This window comes from Corynebacterium lehmanniae (genome assembly GCF_043161975.1).
GTDB lineage: Bacteria > Actinomycetota > Actinomycetes > Mycobacteriales > Mycobacteriaceae > Corynebacterium > Corynebacterium lehmanniae.
In genome coordinates, this window is the sequence record NZ_CP170998.1 from 206,136 (window position 1) to 223,086 (window position 16,951).

Here is a 16,951-nt window from a genome sequence, read left to right on the forward strand (position 1 = left end):
CACCGGTGGGCACGATTGTTTAACGTGTACAGGCTAGCGGATTAGCTTCCAAGGAACCGCGTCAGTGCGGAGTTGAATTCTTCCGGGTTCTCTATGGCCACTTGGTGGGCGGCCGGGTCCACCACCACTGACTGAGACGGGCCGGCCACGCCTTCGGCGATCTCGGCCAGCTTCTCGGGCGGGCAGGTCGGGTCGGACGCGCCCGCGATGGTGAGCACCGGACAGGTGATCTTCCCCAGCTCGCCGGCAAAATCCCAGGTGGCGAGCGCGGTTCCGTTGTGGGCGTAGCCCTCGTCGTCGACGGAGTCGATCATGTCGGCCACGCGCTGCACCGCATCCGGGTGCTCCGCGCGGAAAGCTTCTGTGAACCAGTTGCCCATCAGGGTGGAGGTCAGGCCGGAGGTGCCGTCGTGAAGCGCAGTGTTGATCTTCTGCTCCCACGCCCTTTCACCGCCGAGGAAGGTGGCGGTGGCGGCGAAGACGGCCTTGTCCACGCGGCCGCTGTTCGCGGCGAGCCACTGCGCGATCGCGCCGCCGAGGGAGACGCCGACGACGCTGAAGCGATCCACGCCGAGCTCGTCGAGTGCGGCGAGGACGTCGCGGCCGAGCGTGCCCACCTCCGTTGGGCGCTCGGCGGGCACGCCAGAGCCGCCGTGGCCGCGGTGGTCGACGGTGATCACGCGGTAGCCGGACAGCGCCGGGATCACCTCGGACCACGCGTCAGAGGTGGTGGCGATGGAGCTGAGCAGCACCACCGCTTCGCCGTCGGGAGTGCCGAATTCTTGCGTGTGAAGAAACGTCATGGGCCCCATTTTCGCACGCGCGCGACAGTTGTGTCGGCGCGGCGGGTACGGTTTGACGCAAGCATTACACTCGGTGGGGATTGACCGAAGACGGGAGTAGATAGGCGCATATGGCAACTACGCACGACAGCGCGAACCTGCTCAAGTGCTCTTTCTGTGGGAAGAGCCAGCAGCAGGTGCGCAAGCTCATCGCCGGCGGCGGCGTCTACATCTGCGACGAGTGCATCGAGCTGTGCAACGAGATCATCGAGGAAGAGCTCGCCGGCGCGCAGAACACGAAGGACGCGGACGACCCGGACCGCCTGCCGCGCCCGAGCGAGATCACGGCGTTTTTGGACGAGTACGTCATCGGCCAGGACACCGCGAAGAAGACCCTGGCTGTGGCGGTGTACAACCACTACAAGCGCATCAAGGCTGAGACGTCCAACGTGTCCAGCCGCAAGCGCGATGAGGACGTGGAGATTGCCAAGTCCAACATCCTCCTGCTCGGCCCCACCGGCTCCGGCAAGACTTACCTGGCGCAGACGCTGGCGCGCATGCTCAATGTCCCGTTCGCCATCGCGGACGCCACCAGCCTCACCGAGGCCGGCTACGTCGGCGAGGACGTGGAGAACATCCTGCTGAAGCTGCTGCAGGCGGCGGATTTCGACGTCAACCGCGCCCAGCACGGCATCATCTACGTCGACGAGGTGGACAAGATCTCGCGCAAGTCCGAGAACCCGTCGATCACCCGCGACGTCTCCGGCGAGGGTGTGCAGCAGGCGCTGTTGAAGATCCTGGAGGGCACCACCGCGTCCGTGCCGCCGCAGGGCGGGCGCAAGCACCCGAACCAGGAGTTCATCCAAGTGGACACCACGAACATCCTGTTCATCGTCGCCGGCGCGTTCGCTGGCCTGGACAAGGTGGTCGCGGAGCGCGTGGGCAAGAAGGGCATCGGCTTCGGCGCGGAGATCGACTCGAAGGAGCAGCGCGACGAGGCGGACCTGCTCGCCCAGGTGCAGCCGGGCGATTTGGTCAAGTTCGGCCTGATCCCCGAGTTCATCGGCCGCCTGCCCATCCTCGCGCACGTGAACGACCTGGACCGTGATTCGATGAAGCGCGTGCTTACGGAGCCGAAGAACTCGCTGGTCAAGCAGTACCAGCGCCTGTTCGCCATGGACGGCGCGGAGCTGACCGTCACCGACGGGGCGCTCGGCGTGATCGCCGATAAGGCGGCGGAGCGCAAGACCGGCGCCCGCGGCCTGCGCGCGATCATGGAGGAGCTGCTCGTGCCCATCATGTACGAGCTGCCGGACCGCGAGAACGTCGCCGAGGTCGTTGTCGACGAGGCCGTGGCGCTCGGCACGGAGGAGCCGAAGTACATCGAGGCCGAAGAAAAGCAGTCTGCTTAGCGACGGGCCGTTAGACGATCCAGCCTTCGTCGCCGTAGATATCGAATAGCTCGTCCGGTTCCGCGTCCTCGGCGGGTGCCGGGGCGGCCTCCAGGTAGGACTCGTAGCCGGAGTACGAGATGTTGGAGGTCAAAAACGCCAGCACGGCGTCGATGACCATGCGGCGCATGCCGTCGACGTTGCGGCGGCTTTCCGCATCCACGCCGAAGACGTGCTTGGCGGTGGCGGCGTTGCCGACACGGTAGAAGCACAGCGAAGAAATCAGGGCGAGCAGGTCAACTGCGGTGATGCCGGGGCGGAAGGCGCCGGCGTCCTGGCCGGCGAGGAGGAGCCGTTCGGCGTGCAGGCTCACCTCGCGCACGCCGGCGAGCATTGACGCGTCCTCCGCCTTAACTTCTGGGTCCAGGTTTTCGCGCAGCACCAGGCGCACGGCATCGGGGTTGTGCAAAAACGCGTGGTAGAGCGCGTCGACGAAGCGGCGCATGCCTTCCACCGGCACGGCGTGCGAGCGGTTGAGGATGTTCTCCGGCGGCGCCAGCTGCTCGAGCGCGAGGCGCAGCGCCGCGGTGTAGAGGCCGCGCTTGTCGCCGAAGTGGTAGTGGATCATGCGCTTGGTCATGCCGGTCTTCTTGGCCAGCGTTTCCACCTTCGCACCGGAGTACCCCTTGCGGGCGAACGCGACCAGCGCTGCTCGGACCACCGTGTCGGGGGAGGGCGCGCCGGAAGTCGCGTTGTCGACAACGTCGGTCACGTCCGTCCCCTTTCTGCTCGAAATACCCCTCAATCGTGCACTAGATGTCCGCTCTCGGACGTATAGCGCTGAAATTCTGCCCCGGCTGGGGGTAGGTTACTGTGAGGCAACACACAAACGTTTCGATCGAAGGAGCGAGACACATGACAAAGATTGTGGTCACCGGCGCCGCCGGCAGCATCGCCTACTCCCTGCTGTGGCGCATCGCCGCCGGCGACGTGTTCGGCGACGAACCGGTGGACCTGACCCTGCTGGAAATCCCGGACGCAGTGCGCGCCGCCGAGGGCACCGCAATGGAGCTCGCCGATTCCGCGCTGCCGCTGGTCAACTCCATCGAGGTCACCGACGACGCGACGAAGGCTTTCGACGGCGCCGAGGCCGCGTTTTTGGTGGGCGCGAAGCCGCGCGGCAAGGGCGAGTCGCGGGCGGACATGCTCGCCGCCAACGGCAAGATCTTCATCGGCCAGGGCAAGGCCATCAACAACGGTGCGGCGGACAACATCCGCGTGCTGGTGGTGGGCAACCCGGCTAACACCAACGCCTACATCGCCTCCAAGGCAGCGCCCGACGTGCCAAAGGACCGCTTCAACGCGTTGATGCGCCTGGACCACAACCGGGCGCAATCGATGTTGGCGGACCGGCTTGCCGTGCCGTCGAGAAGCATTGAGCGCCTCGTGGTGTGGGGCAACCACTCCGACACCCAGTTCCCGGACGTCACCTACGCCACGGTGGACGGTAAGCCGGTGGAGGTGGACCGCGAGTGGTATACCGGCGAGTTCATCCCGCGGGTGGCTAAGCGCGGCGCCGAGATCATCGACGTGCGCGGCAAGTCCTCGGCCGCCTCCGCGGCGTCGGCGGCCGTGGACCACATGCGCGACTGGGTGCAGGGCACAGGTGGGCGGTGGGCGACGGTGGCGTTGCCGTCGACAGGCGAATACGGCGTCGACGTTGGCCTCGTCTTCGGCTTCCCGGCCGTAAGCGACGGCAGCTGGCGTCTCGTCGAGGGGCTCGAGCTTTCCGACGACCAAAGGACCCGCATCAACGCCAACATCGAGGCCCTGCGGGAGGAAGCCGCCATCGCCGACAAGCTGTTTTAGGGCGCTGGTTAAGATAGGGCGCGTGACTCAGAACGATCTTGCGAATGACCTGCCCAAGTCGTGGGAACCCAGCGCCCACGAACGCGACCTGTACGAAGGTTGGGTAGACGCCGGTTACTTCACGGCGGACCCGGCCTCGGACAAGCCCGCGTACTCGATCGTGCTGCCGCCGCCGAACGTGACCGGCCAGCTGCACATGGGCCACGCCCTCGACCACACCCTGATGGATTCCCTGGTGCGCCGCAAGCGCATGCAGGGCTACGAGGTGCTGTGGCTGCCGGGCATGGACCACGCCGGCATCGCCACCCAAACCAAGGTGGAAGCCAAGCTCAAGGCGGAAGAGGGCAAGGACCGCTACGACTACGGGCGCGAGGAGTTCATCGAGCGCGTGTGGGAGTGGAAGGAGCAGTACGGCGGCACGATCACCACGCAGATGCGCGCCATCGGCGACTCGGTGGACTGGTCGCGGGAGCGCTTCACGCTTGACGACGGCCTGTCGCGCGCCGTGCAGACCATCTTCAAGCAGCTCTACGATCGCGGCTTGGTCTACCGCGACTACCGCCTGGTCAACTGGTCGCCGGTGCTGGAAACCGCCGTCTCCGACATCGAGGTGGTGTATAAGGACGTCGAGGGCGAGTTCGTCTCCATCCGCTACGGCTCGCTCAGCGACGACGAGCCGCACCTCGTTGTGGCCACCACCCGTGTGGAAACAATGCTTGGCGACGTCGCGATCGCCGTCCACCCCGACGACGAGCGCTACGCCGACCTGATCGGCCAGGTCTTCCCGCACCCGCTGCGCGAGGACCTGCAAATTGAGGTCATCGCCGACGACTACGTGGACATGGAACTGGGCACGGGTGCCGTGAAGATCACCCCGGCGCACGACCCGAACGACTACGAGATGGGCCTGCGCCACAACCTGGACATGCCGATCATCATGGACGAGAAGGGCCGCATCGCCGATACCGGCACCCGCTTCGACGGCATGACGCGCGAGGACGCCCGCGTGGCCGTGCGCGAGGCGCTGGCGGAGCAGGGCCGCATTGTCAAGGAGGTGCGCCCGTACGTGCACTCCGTGGGCCACTCGGAGCGCTCCGGCGAGCCGATCGAGCCGCGTTTGAGCTTGCAGTGGTTTGTCAAGGTCGACGAGTTGGCGAAGATGTCCGGCGACGCGGTGCGCGAAGGCGACACCAAGATCCACCCGGAATCCATGGAGAAGCGCTACTTCGACTGGGTGGACAACATGCACGACTGGACGATCTCGCGCCAGCTGTGGTGGGGCCACCGCATCCCGATTTGGTACGGCCCAGAGGACGAAAACGGCGAGCGCGACGTCGTCTGCGTCGGCCCCGACGAGGAGCCGCCGGCAGGCTACGAGCAGGACCCGGACGTGCTGGACACCTGGTTCTCCTCGGCCCTGTGGCCGTTTTCCACGATGGGCTGGCCGGAAAAGACCCCGGAGCTGGAGAAATTCTTCCCCACCACCGTGCTGGTCACGGCCTACGACATCCTGTTCTTCTGGGTGGCGCGCATGATGATGTTCGGCACCTTCGCCGGCCAGGAAACGCCTGAGATCCTGGGCGAGGGCGCTGACGGCCGCCCGCAGATTCCGTTCGAGCACCTCTACCTGCACGGCCTGGTGCGCGACGAAAAGGGCCGCAAGATGTCCAAGTCCCTGGGCAACGGCATCGACCCGATGGACTGGGTCGAGCAGTACGGCGCGGACGCGCTGCGCTTCGCCCTGGCCCGCGGCGCGAACCCGGGCGTGGATCTGCCGATCGGCGACGACCACGCCACCGCCGCCCGCAACTTCGCCACCAAGCTGTTCAACGCCACCAAGTTCGCGCTGATGAACGGCGCGCACGTGGGCGAGCTGCCGGCCCGCGAGGCGCTCACGGACGCGGACCGCTGGATCCTGGACCGCGCCGAGGAAGTGCGCGCCAAGGTGGACGCCTACCTGGACGACTACCAGTTTGCCAAGGCCAACGAGCTGCTCTACCACTTCGCGTGGGACGAGCTGTGCGACTGGTACCTGGAGATCGCCAAAACCCAGATCCCACGGGACGAGGCTGACGCTTCGTCGGAGGAGAAGGACCGGGGCGAGACCACAAAGGTCGTGCTCGGCCGCGTCCTCGACGTCGTGCTGCGCCTTTTGCACCCCACCATGCCGTTTGTCACCGAGGTGCTGTGGAAGGCGCTCACCGGCGAGGCAACCGTCACCATCGCGCCGTGGCCGACCGCGGACGACACCAACGGCGGCGCCGAAACCGACACGAAGGCCCGCACCCGCGTCGAGGACGCCATCAAGCTCATCACCGAGCTGCGCCGCTTCCGCTCCGACCAGGGTGTTAAGCCCTCGCAGAAGGTGCCGGCGCGCGTGGACTTCGCGTCCGCGGACCTGGCGGAGCTCGAAGACGTGGTCCGCCAGATTGCCAGGGTGGAGGAGCCGGGGGAGGACTTTAGCGCGTCGGCAAGCATTGAAATGCGCCTGAGCCAAGCCAACCTCGACGTCGCGTTGGACACCTCCGGCACCGTGGATGTCGCCGCGGAGCGCAAGCGCCTCGAAAAGGAGCTCGCCGCGGCGCAGAAGGAGCTGGACACCACCGGCGGCAAGCTCGCCAACGAGCAGTTCCTGGCCAACGCGCCGGAGCAGGTCGTGGAGAAAATCAAGGTCCGCCAGCAGGTCGCGCAGGAAGAGTTCGAGCGCGTCACCGCACGCCTGGAACAGCTGCCGGAGGCCTAAGTGGCAGACAACGATTTCGAGCTGCCCGAACTTCCGGAGCAGTACGACATCCAGCAGACCGACACTGGTCTGACGCTCAACCTCGGCGCGCCGGGGGAGGGGCGCGAGGACGATGCGCTCGCCCCGCGCGGCGTGAGCGAGGAGGACCTCGTCGCGCTCGCGCAGGTGGAAGCGGAGCTCACCGCCCGCTGGCCGGAGACGGACATCGACCCGTCGCTGGAGCGCATCGAGCTGCTCATGGACTTTCTCGGCGAGCCGCAGAAGTCCTTCAAGGTCATCCACGTCGCCGGCACCAACGGCAAAACCTCCACGGTGCGGATGGTGGAGTCGCTGCTGCGCTCGTTTGGCAACCGCGTGGGCCGCACGACCAGCCCGCACCTGCAGTCTGTCACCGAGCGCATCGGCATCGACGGCGAGCCGATCCACCCGGCGGATTTCGTGCGCATCTACCGCGAGATTGAGCCGTACATCCAGATGGTGGACGAGCGCACCGGTGTGCCCATGAGCTACTTCGAGGTCATGGTGGGCCTCGCGTTCGCGGCCTTTGCGGATGCGCCTGTCGACGTCGCCGTGGTCGAAGTCGGCATGGGCGGCACCTGGGACGCCACCAACGTCGTCGACGCGGACGTGGACGTGATCATGCCCGTCGGCCTGGACCACACCGCCTACCTGGGCGACACGATCGGGGAGATCGCCGGCGAGAAGGCCGGGATTATCCGCAGCGCGGATGCCGTGGCCGTGATCGGCCAGCAGGACCCGGACGCGATGCGCGTGATCCTGGAGCGCACCGTGGAAATCGGCGCGCCGGTGGCCCGCTTCGGCCAGGAGTTCGGCGTGGCCGCCTCCGAGGTGGCCGTGGGCGGGCAGACGCTCACGCTGAAGGGCCTGTCCGGCGAGTACCCGGAGGTGTTCCTCCCGCTGTCCGGCCCGCACCAGGCCCACAACGCTTCGGTGGCGCTGGCGGCGGTGGAGGCGTTCCTCGGCGCGTCGTCGGAACGCACGCTCGACGCGGACACCGTGCGCGAGGGCTTCGCCGCCACCACCTCGCCGGGCCGGCTGGAGCGCGTGCGCGCCACCCCGACCACCTTCATCGACGCCACCCACAACCCGCACGGCGCCCAGGCGCTCGCGGCGGCGCTGGAGCGCGACTTCGACTTCACGCGCCTGATCGGCGTGCTGGGCATCTTGGGCGACAAGGACGCCCTGGGCATCATGGAGGCGCTCGAGCCCGTGCTCACCGAGGTCGTGATCACGCAGAACAGCTCCCCGCGCGCCACGGACGCCTACGAACTGGCCGAAACCGCCCGCGAGGTTTTCGGCGACGAGCGCGTGCACGTCGAGGAGCACCTGCCGTCCGCCTACGAGCTCGCCGTGGAGCTGGCCGAAGAAGCGCTCGCTGAGGTGGGCGTGCAGTCCGGCTCCGGCGTGATTATCACCGGCTCGGTGGTCACCGCCGGCGAGGCCCGCGCCATGTTTGGAAAGGACCCGCAATGACACCCAAAAAGCAGCAGATGGGCCCGCTCGGCCCCGGCAAGGCGCCCGTCAAGGACCCGATGTCGGGGCTGACCGGCGTGCTCGCCGGCACGCTGATCATGGAGGCCATCACGGTCCTGCTCATCCTCACCGTCATCCTGAAAGTCGACGGCGGCGAGCACTGGACCACCTTCAACTGGGTCTACGTCACCGTCATCGGACTGGCGCATGTGGTGATGGCGTTCTTCCAGAAGAAGCCGGCCGCGCTGTGGATCGACCTGGCGCTGCAGATCCCGCTGATCTTCGGCTTCTTCATCCACTGGTCCGTTACGGCCGTGGGCATCATCTTCGGCATCGTCTGGTACTTCGTCATCCGCATGCGCTCCGAGATTGTCCAGCGCATGCGCGGCGGCTACCTCACCACCCAGCACTTGGGCACTTAAAGGTCCTTGCGCAAAATTTTGCCGGCGGCGTTGCGGGGGATCGCCTCCACGAACGCCACGGCGCGCACCTTTTTGTAGGCGGTCACGCGCGCCGCAACCCACTCCATCAATTGCGCCTCATCTAAAAGCCCTTGCTTTACGACGAAAGCCTTCGGCACGCCGCCGCGCTCGGCCACAGCCACATCATCGATCTGCGGGTGCGTGAGCATGAGCGCCTCGAGCTCGGCCGGGGCGATCTGGAACCCGTGGTACTTGAACACGTCCTTGGCGCGGTCCACGACCGTGACCGTGGCGTCCGGGTTCACCCGCGCGATGTCGCCGGTGCGCAGCCAGCCGCCGACGATGGCGTTGCGGGTGGCCTCTGGGTTGTGCAGGTAGCCGCGCATGACCTGGGGGCCGCGGACGTGCAGCTCGCCGTCGTGGCCGTCGGGAAGTTCAGCGCCGGTGCCTAAGTCCACCACGCGGAATTCGGTGTTGGGGATGGCGAAGCCGATGGTGCCCGGGTTGGATCTGCCGGCGATGCCGACATGGGTCACCGGCGAGGACTCGGTGGTGCCGTAGCCCTGCAGCATGACCGTGCCGAGGCGGTCCTCCACGCGGCGCGCCAGCGCCTCGTCCAAGGGGGCGGCGCCGCAGACCATGTGGGCGCAGGCGGCGAAATCGGCCGGGTCGATGGCAGGCGAGTTCGCCAGCGCCAGCGCGATCGGCGGAGCGATGAAGCTCAGCTCGATGGCGTACTCGCGGTGGGCGCGCGCGAACTCGGCGAGGTCGAAGCGCGCGGCGGTGAACACGTGCCGGCCCGCGGCCAGCGACGACAGCAGCAGCGTGTTCAGCCCGTAGATGTGGGAAAACGGCAGGGGAGCGGCCACGCGGGTGCCCGCGCCGATGCCGCTGGCGGCCAGCGCCGCGTTGAATTGCACCGCGTTGGCGGTAATCGAGTGATGCGTCAGCTCCACTCCCTTGGGCAGGCCGGTGGTGCCGGAGGAAAACGGGATGGCGGCCACCGAGTCCGGGTCGGCGGGCGCGAAGTCGTCGGCAGGGCCGGCGGCGAGATCGCCCGGCTCGACACGGTGGGTGGTGCCGGCGAGGGTGGCAAGGCGGGACGCTTCGGCGTCGATAAGCGAATGCCCCACAAGGCAGGCCGCCGCCCCCGTGCGCGAAACGGCGAGCAGGGCGACCGCGAAGTCGATGGAGTTGGGCAGGCGCAGCTCAACGACGCTTCCCGGCCCCACGCCGCGGCGACGCAGGCGGGTGGCGGCGGCGTCCGCGAGTGCGCCCAGCTCGTCGTAGGTGACGGTGCGGCCGGTGTCGTACTCCGTGACGGCGGGCAGGCCGCTGCGCGGGACCAGGCGATCGAGCGAAACATCAGGCAGCGCGACATCCGGCAGGGGAGAGCTGTGCACCATGGGCATCAAGGCTACGGTATGGCCCATGCGCATCGTGAGTTTCGCCCTGGCCGCCGTGTTCTCCATCGTCGCGGTGGTGGCCGTCTACACCACCCTGCCCGGGTGGGTGGGCACCGCGGCGATCATCGCCGCCGGGCTGTTTTTGGTGCTCGGGTTTTACGAGCAATACACGCGCCGCGAGGAGATTGCGCCCGAGCTTGACGACGAGCAGCGCGCCACCGTCAACCGCATGAAGGCGGAGGGCAACTTCCAGCTAGCGGTGCAGCAGGTGCAGCTGTGGTTCCGCAACACCACGCCGGAAGACGCGGCGCGCATCGTGCGCGAGGCGTAAATACGACTTTGGGGTAAGATTTTGGGCTATGACTGAACGTACTCTGATCCTGATCAAGCCCGACGGTGTTGCAAACGGCCACGTCGGCGACATCATCTCCCGCATCGAGCGCAAGGGCCTGAAGCTGGTGGAGCTGGACCTGCGCACCGCAGACCGCGAGACCGCTGAGAAGCACTACGCAGAGCACAAGGACAAGCCGTTCTTCGGCGAGTTGGTGGACTTCATCACCTCCGCTCCGCTGGTCGCCGGCATCGTCGAGGGCGAGCGCGCCATCGAGGCGTGGCGCCAGCTGGCCGGCGGCACCGACCCGGTTGCCAAGGCCACCCCGGGCACCATCCGCGGCGACTTCGCGCTGTCCGTGGCGGAGAACGTCGTCCACGGTTCCGACTCGCCGGAGTCCGCCGAGCGCGAGATCGGCATTTGGTTCCCGAACCTCTAAGTGCACGTAGCCAACACCGCAGCCACCCGGCTGCGGTGTTTTTCACGCCTTGGGCGGGGGGAATTAAAATCACGCGGGATCAATTGTTGTATAAATAGAGTCGCATGTAATCCGCATAGTGAGAAAGGGAGATGGTGGTGGCATCTCGCAGCGAACAGGCACGAGCGGTGGAGAAGCGCTCTGCGATCCTGGATGCGGCGATCGGTCTGCTGCTTTCGGAGGGACTCAAAGGGGTGACGCACCGCCAGGTCGCTGCGGCGGCGTCGGTGCCGGTGGGATCCATCGGCTACTACTACTCCACGCGCGACAAACTTGTGGCTACCTGCTTCGAACGGCTGGAGCAGGGCCGCCGTGACGCGTTCGAACGCGCAACCGCCGAGGGTGAGGCGTTGACAGACCCTGTGAACCTGGCGGAGGCGGCCGTCGCGGTGGTGACGTGCGGCCAGCCGGAGCGGGCGCGCGCCGTGATCTCAGCGTTTGTGGAGGCGCAGCGCGAAACCGGCGAGGTCGGCGACTTTGTCGGCCGCACCCTCAGCGAACTGAAGGAGCTCATCTCCCAGCTGCTGCAGCGCGCCGGCGTGGATTTCAACGCCGCGCGTGTGCTGCAGATCGTGGTGGGCACCGCACTGACTGAATCCCACGAGAACGCCCCCGTGGCCGCGGTGGCCGACCTTCTGCGACTGGCCGAGAAGTAAACACTGCCCCGCTGTGCCACAATGGGGAGCGCAAGCGCCGCGACGCGACGCTAGGAAACTTTCACATGTACCGCACCGTGGGGTTCGCCGCGCGGCCGCTTCGGCACCGTTTTGCCAGCGCCCGGCCCACCCCGGCGGGTTGCGGCTGAGCAAAATTGGAGAGTGACGCACATTGGCTGGTCACAAAAACATTTACGCCGAGTTCGACCGCTCCCAGCTGGCGGAGAAAACCCGCGTGTTCGCCCTGGCGAAGGCCCTCGGCGTGCCGTCGAAAGAGCTCGTCGTCGCGCTGTCGGAGCTCGGCGTGGTCAAGGTTGCGCAGTCCACGCTGACGCGCGCTGAGAGCGAGCAGCTTCTCGACGCCCTCGCGAACGCCGCCGCCACCGACACCACCGACGACGAGACCACCGACGATGCCGCGGATGAGAAGATCCGCCAGCGCGTGCGCAAGGACGTGGAAAACGAGATCCACCAGATCGAGGAAAAGGTCGAGGCGGACCTGCGCGAGGGCCCGCTGACCGACGTTGAGCCGGAGATCACCCCCGTGCCGGAGGAGACCACCAACCGCGCACCCGTCTTCAAGGCCCCGGAGCGCAAGCGCCGCCGCGCCACCCGCCAGGCTGCCCCGAGCGAGGAGAAGGAGCCCAAGCCTGACGACGAGGCTTCGCCGGAGGACGTCGATAAGCAAGAGCCCGAAGTCATCGAAGAGCCGAAGGCGATCAAGGGCTCCTCGCGCCTAGAGGCGCAGCGCCGCCGCCGCACCGAGAAGCGTGAGGAGCAGCGCAAACGCTCCCGCATTGTCAGCCAGGCGGAGTTTTTGGCGCGCCGCGAGTCCGTGGAGCGTCACATGGTGGTGCGCGAGCGCGACCGCCACGACGGCCACGGCAAGATCACCCAGGTCGGCGTGCTCGAGGACGGGCTGCTGGTGGAGCACTTTGTCACCGCCGAAAGCCAGTCCTCCATGATCGGCAACATCTACCTCGGTCGCGTGCAGAACGTGCTGTCCAGCATGGAGGCCGCGTTCATCGACATTGGGCAGGGCCGCAACGGCGTGCTCTACGCCTCCGAGGTGGACTGGAAATCCGCCGGGCTGGGCGGGCGTTCGCGCCGCATCGAGCAGGCGCTGAAATCCGGCGACCAGGTGCTGGTGCAGGTGACCAAGGACCCAGTCGGCCACAAGGGCGCGCGCCTGACCACCCAGATCTCGCTGGCCGGCCGCTACCTGGTGTACGTGCCGGGCGGCCGCAGCGCGGGCATCTCCCGCAAACTGCCGGCGCCGGAGCGCAAGCGCCTGAAGGAGATCCTGAACAACGTCGTGCCCGGCAAGGGCGGGGCGATCATCCGCACTGCAGCCGAGAACGTGCCGGAAGAGGCCATCGCGGCTGACGTGAATCGCCTGCACAACCAGTGGACCGCCATCCAGAACCAGGCGGAAAAGGAGAAAAGCTCCAAGGGCGCGAAGCCGGTCACCCTCTACGAGGAGCCGAACATCCTGGTCAAGGTCGTGCGCGACCTGTTCAACGAGGACTTTACGTCGCTCATCGTCGACGGGCGCAAGCCGTGGAACACCGTCCACGCCTACGTGCAGTCCGTCGCCCCGGACCTGCTGGACCGCCTGGAGAAGTTCGACCGCTCGAAGCACGACGGCAAGGACGCCTTCGAGGTCCACCGCATCGACGAGCAGCTGCAGAAGGCGCTGTCGCGCACCGTGTGGCTGCCGTCCGGCGGCACCCTGGTTATCGACCGCACCGAAGCCATGACCGTCATCGACGTCAACACCGGCAAATTCACCGGCTCCGGCGGCTCGCTGGAGGAGACGGTCACCTCCAACAACCTGGAGGCCGCCGAGGAGATCGTGCGCCAGATCCGCCTGCGCGACATCGGCGGCATGATCATCATCGACTTCATCGACATGATCCTGCCCGAAAACCAGGAGCTCGTGCTGCGCCGCCTGAACGAGGCGCTCGGCCGCGACCGCACCCGCCACCAGGTCTCCGAGGTCACCTCCCTGGGCCTGGTGCAGATGACACGCAAGCGCCTGGGCAACGGCCTGCTGGAGACCTTCTCCACCGAGTGCGAGTGCTGCGGCGGCCGCGGCATCATCGTCTCCGACGACCCCGTCGAGCACGACCCCTACTCCGAGCGCGGGCGCGAAGAACGCTCCAAGCGCCGTTCGCGTGACGACGAGCACCGCTCCTCCCGCGGCCGCAACAAGCCCGCCGAGGCGGAGCACGACACCGGGCGAGACTCGGGCCGCGACGAGCAGCCGTCGCGCGGTTCGCGCCGCTCCAAGCGCAAGCAACTCAACGAAGACGAGATGGACAACCTGCTCAACTCGATCTTCAGCGACGACAGCGACTCCGCTGACGCTGCGGATTCCGACGTCGACAACGACAGCTCCGAGCCGCGCCGCCGTTCCTCGCGCCGCCGCGGCCGCCGCGGAGGCAACCGTGGGCGCGGCCCCCAGACGGACCGGACGGACCAAATGGACGCGCAGGAGCAGCGCGACGAGCGCCCGGCGGACACGCAGGACACCCCGCAGCAGAGCTTCGAGGAGGCGGTGGACGAGTTCGACAACTCGCCGCGCCGCAAGCGCCGCACCCGCGGCAACTCCCGTTCGGATCACCGCCCGCGCCGCGAGGACTACCCGGATGCCGCCGAGGAGACCACCGCAGCAGCAGCCGACTCGGATGCCAAGAAGGTTGAGCCGGCAGAAAAGGAGAAGCCGGCGGCGGGCCGCCGGGGCCGCCGCCGCGCGGTGCGCAAGTCCAACGCCACGTCCGCCGCAGCCGCCAACGCCCGCGCGGCCGAGAAGGAAAGGCCGAAGAAGGAAGAGGGGCAGGCGGAGCGCCGTCGAGAAGCAAAGGCTTCTCCGCGGCGCGGACGCAGGCGCGCCACACGCCGCAGCAGCTAACGCGGTTTGGTAAAGCGCAAGGTGCCGGTGTAGTCTTGCCGAGTCGCTGTTTCGGGGCGTGCCGCCTCGTTGCCTACGCATGCGGGCACGGCAGGCTCACCATCGGCCCCGAAACGCTCAAACTGTTCCATTTCCGCCTCCGAGCATGCAGGGGGCGGGCGAGTAGAGATAAGGGGTAACCCTCTATGTACGCGATCGTCAAGACCGGCGGCAAGCAGTACAAGGTTGCCGAGGGCGACCTCGTCAAGGTCGAGAAGCTTGAGGGTGAAGCAGGCGACAAGGTCGAACTCACCCCGATCCTTCTCGTAGATGGCGCAGACGTCACCTCCGGCGCAGACGCACTGTCCAAGGTCAACGTGACCGCAGAGATCGTCGAGCACGGCAAGGGCAAGAAGGTCGACATTCTGAAGTACAAGAACAAGACCGGCTACAAGGTTCGCCAGGGCCACCGCCAGCAGCAGACCACCGTCAAGATCACCGGCATCAAGTAAACACATAGGAGAATTTGAACAATGGCACACAAGAAGGGTGCATCCAGCTCCTCGAACGGTCGTGACTCTGAGTCCAAGCGCCTCGGTGTGAAGCGCTTCGGTGGCCAGCAGGTCAAGGCCGGCGAGATCCTCGTCCGTCAGCGCGGCACCAAGTTCCACCCGGGCGACAACGTCGGCCGCGGTGGCGACGACACGCTGTTCGCACTGACCGCAGGCTCCGTCCAGTTCGGCATCAAGCGTAAGCGCCGCATCGTCAACATCGTCCCGGCCGACGGCCAGGGCGTCGCTTCCGAGGTCCTCGAGCAGGCCGAGGCAGCAGGCGTTGTCGACGAAGGCACCGCCGAAGAGGCAACCGCCACCGCGTAACCGCGAAGCGTAGGCGCCGCCGGTCCATTCGGGCCGACGGCGCTTTTTGCATATCATCGTCCGTGTCCTAAAGAAAGGCGGGAAAACCCACCATGGCCCAATTCGTTGATCGCGCAACCCTGCACCTGCAAGCAGGCGACGGCGGCCACGGCTGCGCGTCCGTCCACCGCGAGAAGTTCAAACCGCTCGGTGGCCCGGACGGCGGCAACGGCGGGCACGGCGGCGACATCGTGCTTGAGGTGTCCACCCAGGTCCACACCCTGCTGGACTTCCAGTACCGCCCGCACATCAAGTCGCAGCGCGGCGCGAACGGCGCCGGCGACTGGCGCAACGGCGCCCGCGGCGAAGATCTCGTGCTGGAGGTGCCGGTGGGCACGGTGGTGCGCAGCGAGGACGGCGAGGTGCTCGCGGATCTCACCGTCCCGGGCACCCGCTTCATCGCGGCCGAGGGCGGCTTCGGCGGCCTGGGCAACGCCGCCTTGGCGACGGCGAAGCGCAAAGCCCCCGGTTTCGCGCTGAAAGGCGAGCCGGGGGAGGCGCACGACCTGATCCTGGAGCTGAAGTCGATGGCGGATGTGGGCCTGGTCGGGTTCCCGTCGGCAGGCAAGTCGTCCCTCATTTCCGTGGTTTCTGCCGCGAAGCCGAAGATCGCGGACTACCCGTTCACCACGCTTGCGCCGAACCTGGGCGTGGTCAACGTCGGCCACGACACGTTCACCATCGCGGATGTGCCCGGCCTGATCCCGGGCGCGAGCGAAGGCAAAGGCCTCGGCCTGGATTTCCTGCGCCACATTGAGCGCACCGCGGTGCTCGCGCACATCGTTGATGTGGCGACGATGGAGCCGGGCCGCGACCCGATCTCCGACATCGAGGCCCTCGAGCATGAGCTGGACACCTACGCCGACGCCCTGGACATGGACTCCGGCCTTGGCGACCTGCGCGAGCGTCCCCGTCTGGTGGTGCTGAACAAGATGGACATCCCGGAGGCGAAGGAGCTCGCTGAGTTCCTGCGCGCGGACATCGAGGAGAAGTTCGGCTGGCCGGTGTACATGATCTCCACCGCCACCCGCGAAGGCCTGGACGAGCTGAAGTGGGCGCTGTGGGACATCGTCAAACGCACTCGCAAGCAGCGGCGCACGATGCCTATCGACGAGCCACAGGTCATCCGCCCCAAACTCATCGGCCGCCGCCACGACGATGGGGGCGTGGAGGTCGTGCGCGACCCCATGTACCCGGAAGGGTGGCTGGTCACCGGCGAGAAGGTGGAGCGTTGGGTGCGCCAGACGGACTTCGAAAACGACGAGGCCGTCGGCTACCTGTCGGACCGCCTGAACAAGGCAGGCGTGGAAGACATGCTTCGCAAGGCCGGCGCCCACGAGGGCGACACGGTGACCATCGGCGAGATCTCGTTCGACTGGGAACCGTCCATCGGCGGCGACCCGACGCTTGCCGGCCGCGGCCAGGACGCGCGCCTGGGCGGCACGGACCGCACTTCCGCGGCGGAGCGCAAGCGTGCGTCGCAGGCCCGCCGTGGGCTTATCGACGAGTACGACTACGGCACCGGCGAAGAAGCCGACCGCGAGCGCTGGCAGGGCTAGGGCCGCGGGT

General features: G+C 67.2%; 15 protein-coding genes. 12 read left to right on the forward strand and 3 right to left on the reverse strand.

What is annotated here, in order from left to right; genetic code table 11:
* Positions 1-41 precede the first annotated feature (41 nt).
* Positions 42-803, reverse strand: coding sequence for an alpha/beta fold hydrolase (locus ACF3NP_RS01025; protein WP_392398841.1), 762 nt, complete (start codon positions 801-803; stop codon positions 42-44).
* A gap of 110 nt (positions 804-913) precedes the next feature.
* On the opposite strand from ACF3NP_RS01025, the gene clpX reads away from it, so the two are divergent.
* Positions 914-2,194, forward strand: coding sequence for an ATP-dependent Clp protease ATP-binding subunit ClpX (clpX, locus tag ACF3NP_RS01030; protein ID WP_269511204.1), 1,281 nt, complete (start codon positions 914-916; stop codon positions 2,192-2,194).
* A 10-nt stretch (positions 2,195-2,204) separates the two neighbouring features.
* On the opposite strand, the gene ACF3NP_RS01035 is transcribed toward clpX, so the two are convergent.
* Complete coding sequence (locus ACF3NP_RS01035) at positions 2,205-2,945, reverse strand: TetR/AcrR family transcriptional regulator (protein WP_392398842.1); 741 nt, start codon at positions 2,943-2,945, stop codon at positions 2,205-2,207.
* A 143-nt stretch (positions 2,946-3,088) separates the two neighbouring features.
* Here ACF3NP_RS01035 and ACF3NP_RS01040 point away from each other — a divergent pair, with 143 nt between their 5' ends.
* Genes ACF3NP_RS01040 through ACF3NP_RS01055 form a run of 4 tightly spaced genes read left to right on the forward strand, consistent with a single transcriptional unit; the run spans position 3,089 to position 8,701 of the window.
* A complete protein-coding gene (locus tag ACF3NP_RS01040) occupies positions 3,089-4,042 on the forward strand; it encodes a malate dehydrogenase (RefSeq protein WP_392398843.1) in 954 nt (317 codons plus the stop codon).
* 22 nt (positions 4,043-4,064) lie between these two features.
* On the forward strand, positions 4,065-6,785 hold the full coding sequence (locus ACF3NP_RS01045) for a valine--tRNA ligase (protein WP_392398844.1): 2,721 nt from the start codon (positions 4,065-4,067) through the stop codon (positions 6,783-6,785).
* Positions 6,786-8,279 (forward strand): bifunctional tetrahydrofolate synthase/dihydrofolate synthase, encoded by a 1,494-nt coding sequence (gene folC / locus ACF3NP_RS01050; protein WP_392398845.1) that lies wholly within the window; start codon positions 6,786-6,788, stop codon positions 8,277-8,279.
* Positions 8,276-8,701: a DUF4233 domain-containing protein gene (locus ACF3NP_RS01055; RefSeq protein ID WP_181888936.1), complete on the forward strand. Its 426-nt coding sequence runs from the start codon at positions 8,276-8,278 to the stop codon at positions 8,699-8,701. The genes folC and ACF3NP_RS01055 overlap by 4 nt, the downstream gene beginning before the upstream one ends.
* On the opposite strand, the gene ACF3NP_RS01060 is transcribed toward ACF3NP_RS01055, so the two are convergent.
* Complete coding sequence (locus ACF3NP_RS01060; protein WP_392398846.1) at positions 8,698-10,113, reverse strand: AMP-binding protein; 1,416 nt, start codon at positions 10,111-10,113, stop codon at positions 8,698-8,700. The genes ACF3NP_RS01055 and ACF3NP_RS01060 overlap by 4 nt on opposite strands.
* Positions 10,114-10,132: 19 nt before the next feature.
* Between ACF3NP_RS01060 and ACF3NP_RS01065 the strand changes: the two genes are divergently transcribed.
* The 7 genes from ACF3NP_RS01065 to obgE all read left to right on the forward strand — a co-directional run bounded on the left by ACF3NP_RS01065 (position 10,133) and on the right by obgE (position 16,941).
* Complete coding sequence (locus ACF3NP_RS01065; RefSeq protein ID WP_181888935.1) at positions 10,133-10,438, forward strand: hypothetical protein; 306 nt, start codon at positions 10,133-10,135, stop codon at positions 10,436-10,438.
* 28 nt (positions 10,439-10,466) lie between these two features.
* Positions 10,467-10,877 (forward strand): nucleoside-diphosphate kinase, encoded by a 411-nt coding sequence (ndk, locus tag ACF3NP_RS01070; protein ID WP_034998207.1) that lies wholly within the window; start codon positions 10,467-10,469, stop codon positions 10,875-10,877.
* A 137-nt stretch (positions 10,878-11,014) separates the two neighbouring features.
* A complete protein-coding gene (locus tag ACF3NP_RS01075; RefSeq protein WP_181888934.1) occupies positions 11,015-11,572 on the forward strand; it encodes a TetR family transcriptional regulator in 558 nt (185 codons plus the stop codon).
* Between the two features lie 172 nt (positions 11,573-11,744).
* Entirely contained in the window at positions 11,745-14,486 is a 2,742-nt protein-coding gene (locus tag ACF3NP_RS01080; RefSeq protein ID WP_181888933.1) for a translation initiation factor IF-2 N-terminal domain-containing protein, read from the forward strand.
* Positions 14,487-14,671: 185 nt separating this feature from the next.
* Entirely contained in the window at positions 14,672-14,977 is a 306-nt protein-coding gene (rplU, locus tag ACF3NP_RS01085) for a 50S ribosomal protein L21 (RefSeq protein ID WP_181888932.1), read from the forward strand.
* A gap of 21 nt (positions 14,978-14,998) precedes the next feature.
* Positions 14,999-15,343, forward strand: coding sequence for a 50S ribosomal protein L27 (gene rpmA / locus ACF3NP_RS01090; protein WP_181888931.1), 345 nt, complete (start codon positions 14,999-15,001; stop codon positions 15,341-15,343).
* 92 nt (positions 15,344-15,435) lie between these two features.
* A complete protein-coding gene (gene obgE / locus ACF3NP_RS01095) occupies positions 15,436-16,941 on the forward strand; it encodes a GTPase ObgE (protein WP_181888930.1) in 1,506 nt (501 codons plus the stop codon).
* Positions 16,942-16,951 lie beyond the last annotated feature (10 nt).

What these genes read in the sequence shown, in the direction of transcription:
- ACF3NP_RS01025 (WP_392398841.1), bottom strand. Translation starts at nt 803, where the DNA reads ATGACGTTTCTTCACACGCAAGAATTCGGCACTCCCGACGGCGAAGCG.
- clpX (WP_269511204.1), top strand. Translation starts at nt 914, where the DNA reads ATGGCAACTACGCACGACAGCGCGAACCTGCTCAAGTGCTCTTTCTGT.
- ACF3NP_RS01040 (WP_392398843.1), top strand. Translation starts at nt 3,089, where the DNA reads ATGACAAAGATTGTGGTCACCGGCGCCGCCGGCAGCATCGCCTACTCC.
- ACF3NP_RS01055 (WP_181888936.1), top strand. Translation starts at nt 8,276, where the DNA reads ATGACACCCAAAAAGCAGCAGATGGGCCCGCTCGGCCCCGGCAAGGCG.
- ACF3NP_RS01060 (WP_392398846.1), bottom strand. Translation starts at nt 10,113, where the DNA reads ATGCCCATGGTGCACAGCTCTCCCCTGCCGGATGTCGCGCTGCCTGAT.
- ACF3NP_RS01065 (WP_181888935.1), top strand. Translation starts at nt 10,133, where the DNA reads ATGCGCATCGTGAGTTTCGCCCTGGCCGCCGTGTTCTCCATCGTCGCG.
- ndk (WP_034998207.1), top strand. Translation starts at nt 10,467, where the DNA reads ATGACTGAACGTACTCTGATCCTGATCAAGCCCGACGGTGTTGCAAAC.
- rplU (WP_181888932.1), top strand. Translation starts at nt 14,672, where the DNA reads ATGTACGCGATCGTCAAGACCGGCGGCAAGCAGTACAAGGTTGCCGAG.
- rpmA (WP_181888931.1), top strand. Translation starts at nt 14,999, where the DNA reads ATGGCACACAAGAAGGGTGCATCCAGCTCCTCGAACGGTCGTGACTCT.
- obgE (WP_181888930.1), top strand. Translation starts at nt 15,436, where the DNA reads ATGGCCCAATTCGTTGATCGCGCAACCCTGCACCTGCAAGCAGGCGAC.